The sequence below is a fragment of the Siphonobacter sp. SORGH_AS_0500 genome (genome assembly GCF_031453245.1).
Taxonomy (GTDB): Bacteria; Bacteroidota; Bacteroidia; order Cytophagales; family Spirosomataceae; genus Siphonobacter.
Genome location: NZ_JAVIYT010000001.1, coordinates 1164548 through 1178277, shown reverse-complemented (window position 1 = coordinate 1178277; position 13730 = coordinate 1164548). Strand labels below are relative to the sequence as shown.

Below are 13730 nucleotides of genomic sequence, written 5' to 3'. Positions count from 1 at the left end.
AGGCCTTATGGGTTAGTTTTTATTTTTGGTAAAGATTAAGATCACTCCGTCTTTCGCTTTACTCCCGTATTTTTCCATAGCCGATGCGTCTTTCAGCACATGAACTTCTTTAATCGTATTCGGCTCAATGTTACTTACATCGGTTGCTTCTTTTCCATCCACGATATACATCGGGGTTTTGACCTGAGTATCTGTCTTTAGTAGAGAGATTTTTACTTGACTGGTCGCGTTTTCATCGCCTGAATTGGCTTTTACCACTTCTACCGACTTTATCTGATCTGCGTTTACTTTCTCAACTTCTTTTTGGGTTACTTTTTCATCGTCCAGGTAATATTCCGTTGTCTTACTTTTTTCAGGATGCACTCTTACCTGCCGTTTTGGGTTAGATTTAGCTTCAACAACTGTTTTTTTCTGAAGCAGAATTGGCTCATCCTGAGTGGGTTTTTCAGCTAACTTTAAGGATTTAGCGACGCTGGTATGAATCGTGATTTTTTCTAATACCCGACGCGGGGTAAAGGCCATACCCCAGAAGACTAGTAAAGGAAAGATCAATAAAAACTTAATACTTTTCCAGGGAGCCGAGGAGGGCGTATTAATCTGACGGATTCGATTTTTAAGTTCTGAAACGTTGAAATGCGTCCGAACGGGGACGGCCAGTCCACTTTGGCGGAGTAAATGATATTGATAATGGCGAGCATTTAGTCCGCTTGTTAATACGCCATTATCCGCCAGATATTCCAGATTCTGACGAATGATTTTCACCCACCAATTGATCAGCGGATTAAACCAGAAGATGATTCGAAGGAATTCTCCCATAATCACGTCCCAGGAATGTCCCTGTTGGGCGTGAACCTGTTCGTGCAACAACACTTCTTTTAACTCATGGGAATTGAACTGAGCAGGATTCATGAAAATCCAGCGGAAAAAGGAAAAGGGAGCGGTCTCTTGTAAGGGCACCCAGATCACCTGCTTTTCAACGACTGAGCGTTGAGAAGATTGATACAAGTGATAAACGCTGACAAGTTGCCGGATGAATCGAATCATCATTATTACTACTCCCACTCCCCAAATACTCAGAATCAGCCCTTCAAGGGAGGGATACTGAGACTGCGTTTGCTGAAGAGCTTTGTACTGGAAACTCAGATCAGGTACATACGTCGTTACCTGCTGGATCGTGTTCCTTTGCGATAACCACTCGTTCCAGGCCGGAATAATCAGCGAGGCTAATCCGGCAAGCCAGAAAAAACAGCGATTCCAGCGGTAATAGGTTTCCTTTTGCAGAAGTAAAGCGTACAAGCCCGCAAAACCCGCCAGACTCAAACTCGCCTGTATCAGATAAATCAGGATTTCCATCTTATTGGCCTTTTTCAATCATGGATAAAATCTCCCGCAGCTCGTCTGCCGAGATTTTCTGTTCTTTGGCAAAGTGGGTTACCAGATTCTTGTACGAATCATCAAAGTAATCTTTTACTACCTGCCCCGCCATAGCTTCCCGTTCCACAGCAGGATAATATTCATACACATTGCCATACCGACGAAACTTCACATACCCTTTCTTTTCCAAGTTTTTAAAAGTCGAAGCCAATGTATTATAATGCGGTTTAGGCTCTGGCATGGCTTCCAAGATTACTCCTAAGGTACCTCGCTCTAATCGCCAGAGCGTTAGCATAGCGGCATCTTCTGCCGGAGTTAATTTTTCCATCATCAGTTGCATCCGAATTTTTCGGAAATCTACGTAATAAATAATAAACTAAAGACTTTTAGGGAACGGATTATCAAACTTAGGAGGCATTCATAACCTGTTGATAACACAGCCGCTGGCAGCATTTAATTTCAAATATGTGCAGCTGTTCACTTCCCAACGTTTTGCTATCAGCTTTTGAGCAAACGGCTTATCCATTCAAAGAAGTGTTTATAGCCTGTTACTCTGATAGCCGCTGGTAGCGACTTTTTGTTAGCCGAGCTATGCTACCAGCGTGGCCCGCAACGTATCTAATTCACTACATTAATTGGCGTTCCGTTCAGAAAAGCTTTGATATTATCCGCCGTCATTTGCAACAATCTCCGCCGAGCCTCAAAGGCCAACCAGGCTACGTGCGGGGTAATCACACAGTTTTTAGCTTCGGGTAAAGGATTATCCAGCGAAGGCGGCTCTACCGAAAGAACATCTAGTCCTGCTCCGGCGATTACTCCCTGATTCAACGCATCAGCTAAGTCCTGATCGACAATCAAAGGCCCTCTTCCCGTATTAATGAGGTAAGACGTAGGTTTCATCCAGCCCAATCGTTCGGCATTAATAATTCCTTTCGTTTCTTCGGTAAGCGGACAATGCAACGATACCACGTCACTTTCCCGGAAAGCCGTTTCTAAAGGCAGTATTTCAACGAATTCAAAACCGGTCGCGGGCTTTTCGCTGCGACGATGAGCAATGACCCGCATTCCAAAGGCATGAGCAATTTTAGCCACTTCTTTCGCAATACTTCCAAAGCCAATCAGACCTAATGTTTTGCCAGAAAGCTCCGTTAGAGGACTAAACGAGTAACAAAAATCGGGGCTTTTCGCCCACTGTTTCTGCCGAACCGATTCATTCAGTCGAGCTACGTCATTGGTGAAATGAAGTATCAACGAAAAGGTATGCTGAGCCACCGCTCGTGAGCTGTACTCACTGACATTGGTAACTGGAATATTCCGTTTGCGGGCGGCTTCCGTATCTACAATATTATAGCCTGTAGCCGTTACACCGATGTACTTGACCTTAGGTAGCTGCTCCAGAATTTCCGCCGTTAACTTCGATTTATTAGTTAAGAGGATGTCGGCCTCTTTTGCTTTTTCTACAATTTCGTCCGGTTTCACGCGGTCATATACCGTGAAATCACCGATTTCCTGCAAGGGTGCCCAGTTCAGATCGCCGGGATTAAGCGTGTACCCGTCGAGTAATACGATTTTCATGCGTTTAGCTACGGTTTTCAATGGTAAAGACGTCGATGGATCGCGTCTCCTTCTCCGTCAAAATTTCAGTGGCATTAATCTTAGCAAAAAAGACGCGATGAATCGCGTCTCTCTCGATGTATTCTTCAATGATTTAATCCACCAATAAGGGTTTGATTACTTCAGCCCAGCGACGATACCCTTCGGGCGTCATGTGCAGGCTGTCTGATTTGTATAAAGTCGGTTCTGGACGAAGGTCGGCGTTTAGCATTACAGGCCATACATCCAGATAATCAGCATCTTCCTCACCATCCAGAAATGAACTAACCAGACGGTTGAATTCCTGCATTTCAGCTCTTTTAGCCCAACGTGAAGGAGCGGGTTTAGCAGAGATGAAAAGCACCGGAACCTGAGGCATATCCTTGCGGATTTTGGCATATAGCTTAAAAAATTCCATATAGGTATCTTTTGCCGATTTACCGCCGGCAATGTCGTTTTCTCCGCAATAAATAACAATTTGTTTGGGCTTGTAGACGGGAATAAGGCGTTTATAGTAATACGAAACGTCAGTTAAAGTAGAACCTCCGAATCCCCGATTGAGTACGGGTTTATCGGGAAAAGCTTCTTTGATATCTGACCATAAACGTAAGGACGAGCTGCCCACAAAGAGAATGGGATCTTTTACGGGAGGATTGGTTTTGTCCTGCTCTTCGAATGCTTTAATTTCTCCTTCATACTTATTCTGAGCATAGCTGGAAAAAGTAAATAATAGTACGAAGGCATAAAGAAGGGTTACTTTCATCTCACAATAGTTAATGGGTTTGAGGTAGTAGTCAAATGTATAACGAAATCCGGGCAGGAGTGTTACAGGGGTCTTGCAAACCTCAACCCGTTTTAAAAATAAAGACGAATGGAAATCCATTCGTCTTCAAATAAAGTCTGAAATTCTCCGAAACTCAAAGTTTTACTTCTTCCATTTTCGGGGCAAAGATGTGCATGGCACCCCAGGCCAGCAGATACGCAAAGCCACAGATGATGAATACCAGGTTATAACCAGCAACGATATTACCCTGAGCTTTATAGGAATCAAGAATAGAGCCAATGAGAATTGGGAACAGCATACCGCCAATCGAGCCGGCCATGCCGCCCATGCCCACGACCGAACTTACGGCACGTTTGGGGAACATATCGGAAGCCGTGGTGAAGATGTTGGCACTCCAGGCCTGGTGAGCGGCAGCGGCCAAGCCAATCAGAGCAACGGCAATCCAGATGTCATTAATGTACTTAGCACTAATGATGGGAACAACGGCCAGAGCAAAAATCAGCATCGCCATTTTACGGGCTTTAAAGACGGGCATCCCGCGTTTGATGAAATAACCCGACAGATAACCGCCACCAATACTACCAATAGTTGTCGCCGTGTAAACGATAATTAGCGGTAAACTAGGTTTCTTTAAGTCCAACTGGAAACGCTCGGCAAAATAGGAAGGTAACCAGAACAGGAAGAACCACCAGATGGGGTCAGTCAGCATTTTGCCAAAAATGAACGCCCAGGTTTGCTTGATACCAATCAGACGGCCCCAGGAAACCGAACCACCCTCTACCTCGGCTGTGGCCGCGGCTAAGTCGCTGTCACTGTGAATGTGAGCGTACTCAGCAGGGTCCATGTTCTTTTTCTTAGCGGGAATTTCATACATCACCAACCAGAAAATAAGCCAGATAAAGCCGATGGCTCCGGTAATGATAAAAGCAGCCTCCCAACCATACACCCCAAGAATCCAGGGAACCATAATGGGAGCTACAACGGCTCCGATATTAGCTCCTGAATTGAAAATACCCGTAGCTAAAGCTCTTTCTTTTTTAGGAAACCATTCGGCAACGGACTTAATAGCCGTAGGGAAGTTACCTGCTTCGCCTAAACCTAATAACACACGAACGGTAATGAAACCCATGGTACTGCTTACAATAGCGTGTAACATAGCCGCTATGCTCCAGAAAATGATGGAAATGGTATACCCCATCTTGGTACCGACTTTATCAACGATACGCCCAAAGAGTAATAACCCGATGGCATAGGCCGCCGAGAAGAAGGTTACGATACGACTATAATCTGATTCGGTCCAGCTGAATTCTTTTTCCAGGGTAGGTTTAAGCAGGCCAATAATCTGACGATCAACGTAATTGATCGTCGTTGCAAAGAAAAGTAACATAACCACCGTCCAGCGATAATTGCCCATTTTCGTTGGAGTTGACAGTGATTGGCCTACCTGCGGAGGATTAATATTCATAGCAGTTGGGTACGTAAAGAGGTATTGGGGCTTAGAAATAACCCGGTCTATGCGAAATAGACGTTCCCGGCTCGGTTTTACCCTCACTCCCCCAAAAATAAAGAGCCGAATAATCGGAATTTTCCGACTACCCGGCTCTTTAGCGGCCCGTTTGAAAGGTTTGATGATCAGTTTGAAGAAGTTGGATCGTTTGATGATGTCTAACGTTTTAGAATAACTCTCTAACTTCAAACACAATCAAACTTTGAATCTAACCTTCAAACCCTCTCCAATACAATCCAACACGCTTACTTCTTCTCTGGCATGAGCTTCACCTGAATCAGGTTGGGGCCGAAAACTTTGGCGGCCAGTGCTTTCACGGAGGCTACCGTTACCTTATCAACCAGACTCATTTCTTTCAGGATGTCGCGGGGATCTTCGCCGTTTTCGTAGCTGGAAAGTAATTCTCCCAGCCAGTAACGGTTTTCCTTCAATTGTACTTCCAACTGACGTTTGGTTTCAATTTTAAATTTATCCACGTCCGTCTGTGAAGGGCCATTTTTCTTCAACCCATCCAGTAAGGCAATCGTTTTGGCACCTAACTCATCTACGCGGCTGGGGTTCGTTCCGTAAGCCACTAACAACGTGTAGCGAGGTTTGGGTAACTTCTCCGCACTTGCCTGAGACCCGATGTAATACACCCCGCTTTCCTTCTCGCGGATTTCTTCAATCAGTTTGATATTCAGAATTTCCTCGATGGCACTCAGGTTGGTTACGTTCTCAGGCGTATACACAAAGTCACCCGAATAGACCAGACGAGCGGCTGATTTATCGTCAATACCCCGATATACCGTCTTGGTTACTTTTCCTTTCAGAGGATGAATATTCAGATCTTTGTAAGATTCCTTCTTACCCGTCGATGGCAAACTGCCCAGGTATTTTTCCAGCAAAGGCTTCAGCTCTTCTACTTTGAAGTTTCCTACGAAGAAATACGTAAAGTCAGCCGCATTAGCGAAGCGTTCCTTATAGATGTTGAACGCCTTATCAACGTTGATTTTATCTACGTCGGAGGGCTTCATGGGCATCCGGCGGGGATTGTAACTGCTCAGAGCCGCCGAAAGTGTATCTCTGAAAACCGCCTGTGGATCGGGCGTATCGAAGCTTTGCTGTAACTCATCTTTCAGGTTAGCCAGGTATCCCTTGATCACTTCAGGATCTTTACGGGGAGCAGTAATGTTGGCGTAGATTAGCTGTAAAGCTGTTTCTGTGTCTTTAGGAGAGAACGAGCCCGACATTCCTTCCGTGGTTTCACCTACATACGTCGAGACGTTAGCGACTTTCCCCGTCAGGTATTTTCTAAGTTGAATAGCAGAAAAATCAGCCAAGCCACCCTGAGCCGCAATCACATTGGACTGATCGGCATCCAGGTTTTCGGCTAGAGGATACAGCGAAGTCCCCCCAAAACTGTACGACCGGAACAGAATTTCATCATTTTTGAAATCCGTCGGTTTCAGTACCACTTTCACCCCATTCGAAAGCGTCAGTTCGGTTACCCCGATTTCAGCAATCTGTTTTTCAGCCGTTACTTTACCAGCTTTAGGTTCACTCGCCAGCAAGGGTTTCGACACCACCTCATCCACGTAGGCCGTTACGTTTTGTCCGGCATTATCAATCCATTCCAGCAGTTGAGATTCTTTGGGTAAGGTGGCTTTGTCTTTCTCTGGAGCCATTACAATGACCGCCCGGTTTTCTTTCGAAATCAATTCTTTGGGTAAGGCATTGATTTCCTCGAGTTTGATACCGGGTAACTCTTCTTTCACGAAAGCAGCATAACGCTCGGTTCCCATGGAAGGCACGTCATTGATGAAGTCGTTCATGTACTCCATTGCGAAGGCTTCAGACTTGGTTTTATCCTTTTCCTTCAGACGTTTTTCCGTAGACGTCATCAGGTTTTGTTTGGCCCGTTCCAGCTCCGTTGCCGTGAAACCAAACTTAGCTACGCGTGCATTTTCGTCCAGAACGGCTTTCAGGCCTTTTTCAATGCCACCCGTTTTCGCCACAACGCCGCTTACATACGAATCGTAGTTACCCAGGAAGCTACTCGTTGAGCTGAATCCGTATTGGAATGGAGGATCAGCCTTTTTCGTTAATTCCTGCAAACGGTTATTCAACATCTGATTAAATAGAGTCCGTTTGATTTTCTCGCGGGTATCAGCAAAGGTTTTCTCCTTCAGCTCGGGTAAACGCGTCAGGATCTGAACAATGGTATAAGGTTGTTCCTTATCCGTTACAATGGCCACTTTCGTGTCTTTGTTATCAGGAATGGGGAATACGCCCACGGGCTTAGGATTGGTAACAGCCGGAATGGCTCCAAATTTTTCCTGAATGATTTTTTCTACCTGAGCTACGTCAAAATCACCCACCGCAATAATGGCTTGGTTTTGGGGCTGATACCAGGTTTTATAGAAGTTACGAATGGTTTCGGGTTTGAAGTTTTTCAGAATATCTTCCGTTCCGATTACGTTCCGCTGACCCCATTTCGAGCCGTTCATAATCACGGGAAAGTAAGCATCCCGCATGCGTTGCTGGGCACCTTTTCCACCGCGAAGCTCTTCCAGAATAACGCCACGTTCTTTATTGATTTCTGTTTCGTCCATGGTCAGATCGTGCGACCAGTCTTCCAGAATATCAAAAGCCCGCAGGAAAACCTTCATGGAATCCGTTGGAACGGGCAGAAAGTAAACCGTTTGTTCAAAACTGGTGAATGCATTCAGATCGTCTCCGAATTTAATGCCATTGGATTGCAGGAAGCTCACCAATTCATTTTTAGGAAAACTCTTGGTTCCGTTAAAGGCCATGTGCTCGGTGAAGTGAGCCAGACCATTTTCCGGATCTTCTTCCTGAATAGAGCCGACTTTTACCGCCAGCATCAAATGGGCCCGATTTTTCGGTTCGGCATTTTTACGGATGTAATACGTCAGTCCGTTGGGTAGTTTTCCTACTTTAGTTTGGGGGTCAAACGGAATGGGCTGATTTAGGTTTTGAGCCACCGTATTTATGGCTACCATCATCATTCCGATGAATAAACTGGAGCGAACTCTCATGTAAAGTATAAGTTATTAGTTTGCTAAGCGATGCAATAAAGGAAAGTTTTAGGTAAGAATGCTAATGAGAATTAGTAAGCGGAAAAAGTAATCTGATGAGCGGTATTACTCATTGAATGTCTCCGCCATTTTGCTGAACGAACGACGCAGGCCTTTCAGCATATCTTTTTCAGGCGGCATGGAACGTAAGCTTCTAAACGCCGCCTCGTAATAACGCAGAGCTTTAATGGCTTCCTGATCGTCATAAAACATCTGCCGCCAGAGCAATTTTGTGCCTGCAAATTTCTGAATACCAACGGCTCCACGATAAAACCGGACGGGAAGATTGATAAACCGTGGCTCGAAGTACCCCTGCTCCCGCTTAATGACAATGTCGAAGTAATGAGCCGCGTATTGAATATGCTGACCCACTTTAGCCTTCAGCTCGGCATCTGACAATCGATGATCCGGCCGGAGTCGCCAGGTATTGCTTTTCGGGTCGAGTAAATCGTGATCTTCATGCGTGAAAACGGTGGTGTACTTGAAAAGCCGGACACTGTCCAGACCCGGTAATTTCGCCGACCAGTAATTCGGAAAGAATGTATAGATCTTTAGCTGTAAGTTAGGTAAGGAAAGAGCCTGCCGCTTGAGGTAAATGGTCTGTTCGTCGGCAGAGATCTCCCAGTCAAACATTCGGTAATGACCACTGCGGGTATAACAGACGACGCGACCGCCGGGATAAAAATTCAGATAAGATTCGGGAGGAAAACCATCTGCTGTATCGGGAGGTAAGCCGGATACGGTTTCAATGTCTACGTCCGTTGTTTTCCAGCTTTTCATAAACTGGTCGCCTGGCTGAGTACAGGCAACCATTAATGCCATAAAAAGCATTAATACCATAAGCGGTTGTATTCGCTTCATTGCTTTCAACTGATTAGTAAGGTTTAGGTGGGGTACTCATTTTCATAGACTTCTCCGTACAAATTAAATCCAATTCAAAACTAAATCGCGTAGGTTCCGTTAGGTAGCTGGAGCAATAACGCGAAAGTTTTTCCTGATTGCGTATCTGAATGGCTTTTAGAAAAGTATTTTCGCGTTGAAATCCAAGTTTATACAAGGAATAAGTACCTGTTTTCGTATTAATAAAGAACTGATAACCTACCAATTTGATTTCCGTACGCATGCTGCTACAGACTCTTTCCGTGACTCCTGATTCGACTGCTGCTACTCCTGTAGCAGCGGGTGCCGAAAAATCGATTAGCCTTCTCGATCTGCTTGCCGCCGGTGGCTGGATTATGATTCCCATTGCGGTATTGCTTTTCCTCACGATTTATCTTTTCGTAGAACGCTGGCTGTACCTTAAAAAATCAACGGCTCTGGGGGCATCCTTCGAGGCCAGCTTCTGGGGACTTGTGCAGTCGGGTAACCTGAATGCAGCTCGTCAGCTTTGCCGGAATGATAGTTCAGCGGTTTCCCGCGTGCTGGAAAAAGGCCTGTCCCGCATTGGAACGCCTATTCCACAAATTGAGCAGGCCATGGGTAACACGGCTCAACTTGAGCTTTCCTACATGGAAAAGAACCTGGGCTTGTTAGGTACGGTTGCCGCGATTGCCCCCATGTTCGGCTTCCTCGGAACCGTAGCCGGGATGATCCGGGCTTTCCACGATATTTCCGTTTCCAATAACCTGAGCATCGGTACGATTTCAGGGGGTATTTATGAGAAAATGATTACGTCGGCTTCGGGTCTGGCCGTTGGTATTTTGGCCTACATTCTGCTGACGATCCTGAACGGTATGGTAGACCGGGCCGTGGCTCGTCTCCAGGCCGCCACGAACCAATTCCTGGACGTTCTTTACCAACCGGTTTCAGCATAAGAGTTTAGCATTTGGGGTTTAGCGTTTGGAGTAAAAGAACTCGCAACGCTAAACTCAAAACCCAAAACTCTAAACATACTCTCATGAAAATACAACGTCGTAACCGGCATAAGGGGCATATTGAGGCTGCTTCGCTGTCGGATATTCTATTTTTCTTACTGATTTTTTTCCTGATGATTGCGACGCTGGCGAGTCCTTCGGCGATGCAGATGTTGTTACCGCAATCATCTACGGCCCCTTCGACCCCATCACAGGTCATTAACCTGTCGGTAATGCCGGATCAGCAGTATAATGTGGAAGGCCAGGTCGTTGGGTTGGCTGAACTGGAGAGTGCGTTACAAAGCCGCACCGAAGGGCAGGAAGCTCCCGTTGTGTTAGTTCGCATCGAAAAAACCAGCTCCGTTCAGGATCTGGTCGACGTAGCCGACGTTACGGCCAAAGTAGGAGCTAAACTCGTCTTAGCAACCTCCGCAAAACCCGCCGCGACTAGCTCGAAGTAAGTCATATATTTTAAACAAAAACACCCCGACAGGTTAACGTGTCGGGGTGTTTTTGTTGCTTCCCCTTAAATTTAACTCCGCTAGGGTTATGGTATATGATACTTTTATGAAATAGATAACCCCGGAGGGTTTCCATACGAATAGCCCTGGATAAAATCCGGGGACACCCGTTAGCGACTGGCCTGAGATTTCTACTTCGTATCCATTTTTCCTTTATATGTTACTTCCCCGGATTCCATCCGGGGCTATTCATAATTTAACCCCGCTGGGGTTGTGGTATACGATACTTTTAAAAAAATGTCCCATTAAGTTCGAGAGAATAGGCAAGGTAACCCCTATTTCAAATGATTTAACGTATAACAAACCCAACGACTCAGCAAGCCTTCACCCGATTTGGCTTTTAAGTTGCCCAATCGGAATTCGTAGATAAAGCCGGGTTGTAAGTCTTCCAGTTCTAACGAAATCTTCTTTCCGTCGGCCGACTGTTTCACCTGCTTCACTACTACGGGTTTTTCGTCAAATTTCTTTGAACCATATTCCCGGTGGTATTCGTAATAGAAACGCTTCACCGCATACTGACTTATTTCTGTCGCTGTTTTTGCATCTATGGGTTTGGTAAACGTCAGGTCAAAACCCGTTTTTGTAAGCTTGAAATCCATAATATCCAGCGGCGTTTTGCCATTCCAGTGAATCCGCTGAATGCCTTCACTACCAACCCAGCCACGATCGGTCTGCCCTACCCACAAACTACCGTCGGGAGCAAAAGCAAAACGGTTATTACCTACTCGCATTCCCTGAATATGTACCGGAAGACAGGCTCCCTGCGTTTCGCCGCCTACTTCTTCAAGCAAGACCCGCATCAGGTAACGATGATCCATATCACCAACGAAAGTCTGGTTGATGAAAGGTCCAAATTTTCCCTGTGTCCGGTCAACAATGGGTTGTGTGACAGAATTGGCAACATATCCATGCGGAAAAGCCACTGATTCCCGGGTTCGCATAGAGTCCAGCGTTTTAGCTGGTAAAGTCAAAGGATCGATTTTGGGAAAGTCCTTCTTCCAGACCAGACTAGAGGGATGTCCATAGAATTTGCCGGGCTTCACTACGTACATTTTGCTTGTACCCAGCCAGTCGCCCTGATTATCATTGACCAGTAAGCGGCCCGCCGCGTCAAACGCCAGAGTATTCGGCGAACGGAACCCTAAAGCGTAAGGGTGTAACTTTCCATCCCTAGTCAGCTTCATTACCCAACCGCGATAGGGCACGCAGGAATACATCCGACCGGGACGACCGAGGGGGTTATACTCGCCCCGCACTTCGGGCCGAATACCCGCTCCGTTGGAAGCCGTATTCAGGGCAATGTAAAGGTTGCCTTCTTTATCCTTCACCGGACCAAAGTTGAATTCATGGTAATTACCCGAAATACCGAAATCGTCCGTTACTGTGCTGAAATCATCGGCTTTCCCATCGCCATCCGTATCCCGGATTCGGGTTAATTCGGCTCGTTGTAATACCAGTATTTCTTTGGAAGAAATGGCCATCAAACCCAGGGCATCGTGAATGCCTTCAGCAAAGAGTTTCCACTCTTTTGTTTTGGGGTTATAAAAATATAACTCGCCCCGGTGAAAAGTAGCGACTAAACGACCGTCAGGTAAAAAATCAATCGCTCCGACCTCTCCTTTTAATCCTACCGGAAGTGCAATATTTTCAGCCACGTAGACGGTATCGCCCAGAGCAGACGGGCTGCTCATGTGGTGACTATGATCCTGAGCCATCGCTTTCGTTACCAAACCCAGACTAATGGCGAGAGTAATGAGGTTCCGCATGATTAAGAATTGGGTTTAATGGTAACAGAAAATTTGGCACTACCGGGGTTCAGGACATAAACTTCCCGACTGGAAGGATCTGCTTTCAAAAATTTCGGCTGATACGTCGTTTGCTGGTAGGTTCCGGTTTTATAATAGATCTTCTTTTGAGCAGGATTTTTGATCACCAGAAAATCACGAGTAATGCCTATTTCGCCGGGTAATACACGTAGGGTTTCGTGAATTTCAATGCCGTCGACGAGGTATCGGAATGTGGGCAATCGGTCTTTCAACTTATACCCCAGAAATTTCACTACGGGAATGTGTTCGGGCGTGCCTACCCGGATGGGGTAATTCAGCGAATCTTCTTTCCAGTAGACATCTCCTATGATCTTTGTAAACTTATCCCCTTTTGAATACCACTGCTCGGAGTTGTCCACAAATCCCCCCGTCCAGGCATACCGCAGACGACACTGCCCGGCGTCCCAGCAGTAAGAACTATTCCCGTCGAAACTCACGACAATAGCCGCCGGACTGGCTCCAGAAACCCAGGTTCGGTATAACAGAGGATATTCCAGCGGAAAAGCATGCGGCCCTACCTGCTGTCCAGCCACTTTGTCTTTCACGATTTGAGCCACGTGCGGGTCTAGTTCAAGCGGCGGCAATTTCGCGTCTCGGGCATATAAAGCTCCGTACATTACAAAGCCGTGACCCGGATAGGTGCAAACGTAGGAATACACGCCCTCGCCTACCGTAAAGGTTATTTTTTCGGAGTTACCCGGAGCAACAATTTTGGTTGCGGCAATAACCATTGGCGTTTCAGGGACGTAATTTTTTTCGGAAGGGACCTTCAGAGCCTGTTCTACCACGGTTTTCCGCATGCCGGCTTTGGTAATAACCAGGTTATGGGCCATGTCGTCATAATTCTCCAGAATAAGCGTAACCTGGGTATTAGGGCTAACCTGAATTCGGGGTGGGTCGTACTGTAGACCTGCAATGGCTTTGATAACAATGGTAGTGTCCGACTGAGCCCACGCCAGTGACGCTGTACACAACAGCACGAGTATTAGTTGAATACGTTTTAGAGGCATCGAATTTCTGAGTAAATCAGAGCTTTATTAAATCCGGCTGGCTTGCTCAGACCAGCCTTTTACAAAATTTCACGGTAATTATTTTCTACACCGAGAAAATCGACCAAGTAGGCCATCTTCACGTTAAATCTGTGCAAGAAAGGAACCAGAATCTTCTTTCTGAAACCCTGAGGGCTTATTTC

General features: G+C 46.0%; 11 protein-coding genes. 2 read left to right on the top strand and 9 right to left on the bottom strand.

Annotated features, from left to right (window positions below; translation table 11 throughout):
* Window positions 1-12: 12 nt before the first annotated feature.
* The 7 genes from QE357_RS04960 to QE357_RS04930 form a co-directional block, all read right to left on the bottom strand.
* Complete coding sequence (locus QE357_RS04960) at window positions 13-1353, bottom strand: M56 family metallopeptidase (protein WP_309706295.1); 1341 nt, start codon at window positions 1351-1353, stop codon at window positions 13-15.
* 1 nt (window position 1354) lies between these two features.
* Window positions 1355-1705: a BlaI/MecI/CopY family transcriptional regulator gene (locus QE357_RS04955; protein WP_307142239.1), complete on the bottom strand. Its 351-nt coding sequence runs from the start codon at window positions 1703-1705 to the stop codon at window positions 1355-1357.
* 287 nt (window positions 1706-1992) lie between these two features.
* Entirely contained in the window at window positions 1993-2949 is a 957-nt protein-coding gene (locus QE357_RS04950) for a D-2-hydroxyacid dehydrogenase (RefSeq protein WP_309706294.1), read from the bottom strand.
* A 133-nt stretch (window positions 2950-3082) separates the two neighbouring features.
* On the bottom strand, window positions 3083-3730 hold the full coding sequence (locus QE357_RS04945) for a GDSL-type esterase/lipase family protein (protein ID WP_309706293.1): 648 nt from the start codon (window positions 3728-3730) through the stop codon (window positions 3083-3085).
* A gap of 154 nt (window positions 3731-3884) precedes the next feature.
* Window positions 3885-5165, bottom strand: coding sequence for an MFS transporter (locus QE357_RS04940; RefSeq protein ID WP_198555303.1), 1281 nt, complete (start codon window positions 5163-5165; stop codon window positions 3885-3887).
* A gap of 338 nt (window positions 5166-5503) precedes the next feature.
* Window positions 5504-8299, bottom strand: a complete 2796-nt coding sequence (locus tag QE357_RS04935) for an insulinase family protein (RefSeq protein WP_309706292.1) — start codon at window positions 8297-8299, stop codon at window positions 5504-5506.
* Between the two features lie 105 nt (window positions 8300-8404).
* Window positions 8405-9199, bottom strand: a complete 795-nt coding sequence (locus QE357_RS04930; protein WP_157830433.1) for a hypothetical protein — start codon at window positions 9197-9199, stop codon at window positions 8405-8407.
* 260 nt (window positions 9200-9459) lie between these two features.
* Between QE357_RS04930 and QE357_RS04925 the strand changes: the two genes are divergently transcribed.
* Together QE357_RS04925 and QE357_RS04920 are read left to right on the top strand one after the other, a co-directional pair.
* Window positions 9460-10152 (top strand): MotA/TolQ/ExbB proton channel family protein, encoded by a 693-nt coding sequence (locus tag QE357_RS04925; RefSeq protein ID WP_307142233.1) that lies wholly within the window; start codon window positions 9460-9462, stop codon window positions 10150-10152.
* Between the two features lie 83 nt (window positions 10153-10235).
* Window positions 10236-10652, top strand: a complete 417-nt coding sequence (locus QE357_RS04920; protein ID WP_106638003.1) for a biopolymer transporter ExbD — start codon at window positions 10236-10238, stop codon at window positions 10650-10652.
* A gap of 335 nt (window positions 10653-10987) precedes the next feature.
* Here QE357_RS04920 and QE357_RS04915 read toward each other — a convergent pair whose 3' ends face one another.
* Window positions 10988-12478 carry a hypothetical protein gene (locus QE357_RS04915; RefSeq protein WP_309706291.1) on the bottom strand — a complete coding sequence of 497 codons (1491 nt, stop codon included), beginning with the start codon at window positions 12476-12478 and terminating at the stop codon, window positions 10988-10990.
* A gap of 2 nt (window positions 12479-12480) precedes the next feature.
* The gene (locus tag QE357_RS04910) at window positions 12481-13548 is read right to left on the bottom strand and encodes a plastocyanin/azurin family copper-binding protein (RefSeq protein WP_307142231.1); all 1068 of its coding nucleotides are present in this window, start codon (window positions 13546-13548) and stop codon (window positions 12481-12483) included.
* Window positions 13549-13730: the final 182 nt, after the last annotated feature.

Excerpts from the sequence above, each read along its gene's own strand:
- QE357_RS04910 (WP_307142231.1), bottom strand. The coding sequence starts at position 13,548 with ATGCCTCTAAAACGTATTCAACTAATACTCGTGCTGTTGTGTACAGCG.
- QE357_RS04945 (WP_309706293.1), bottom strand. The coding sequence starts at position 3,730 with ATGAAAGTAACCCTTCTTTATGCCTTCGTACTATTATTTACTTTTTCC.
- QE357_RS04950 (WP_309706294.1), bottom strand. The coding sequence starts at position 2,949 with ATGAAAATCGTATTACTCGACGGGTACACGCTTAATCCCGGCGATCTG.
- QE357_RS04930 (WP_157830433.1), bottom strand. The coding sequence starts at position 9,199 with ATGAAGCGAATACAACCGCTTATGGTATTAATGCTTTTTATGGCATTA.
- QE357_RS04920 (WP_106638003.1), top strand. The coding sequence starts at position 10,236 with ATGAAAATACAACGTCGTAACCGGCATAAGGGGCATATTGAGGCTGCT.
- QE357_RS04915 (WP_309706291.1), bottom strand. The coding sequence starts at position 12,478 with ATGCGGAACCTCATTACTCTCGCCATTAGTCTGGGTTTGGTAACGAAA.
- QE357_RS04955 (WP_307142239.1), bottom strand. The coding sequence starts at position 1,705 with ATGATGGAAAAATTAACTCCGGCAGAAGATGCCGCTATGCTAACGCTC.
- QE357_RS04935 (WP_309706292.1), bottom strand. The coding sequence starts at position 8,299 with ATGAGAGTTCGCTCCAGTTTATTCATCGGAATGATGATGGTAGCCATA.
- QE357_RS04925 (WP_307142233.1), top strand. The coding sequence starts at position 9,460 with ATGCTGCTACAGACTCTTTCCGTGACTCCTGATTCGACTGCTGCTACT.
- QE357_RS04960 (WP_309706295.1), bottom strand. The coding sequence starts at position 1,353 with ATGGAAATCCTGATTTATCTGATACAGGCGAGTTTGAGTCTGGCGGGT.
- QE357_RS04940 (WP_198555303.1), bottom strand. The coding sequence starts at position 5,165 with ATGGGCAATTATCGCTGGACGGTGGTTATGTTACTTTTCTTTGCAACG.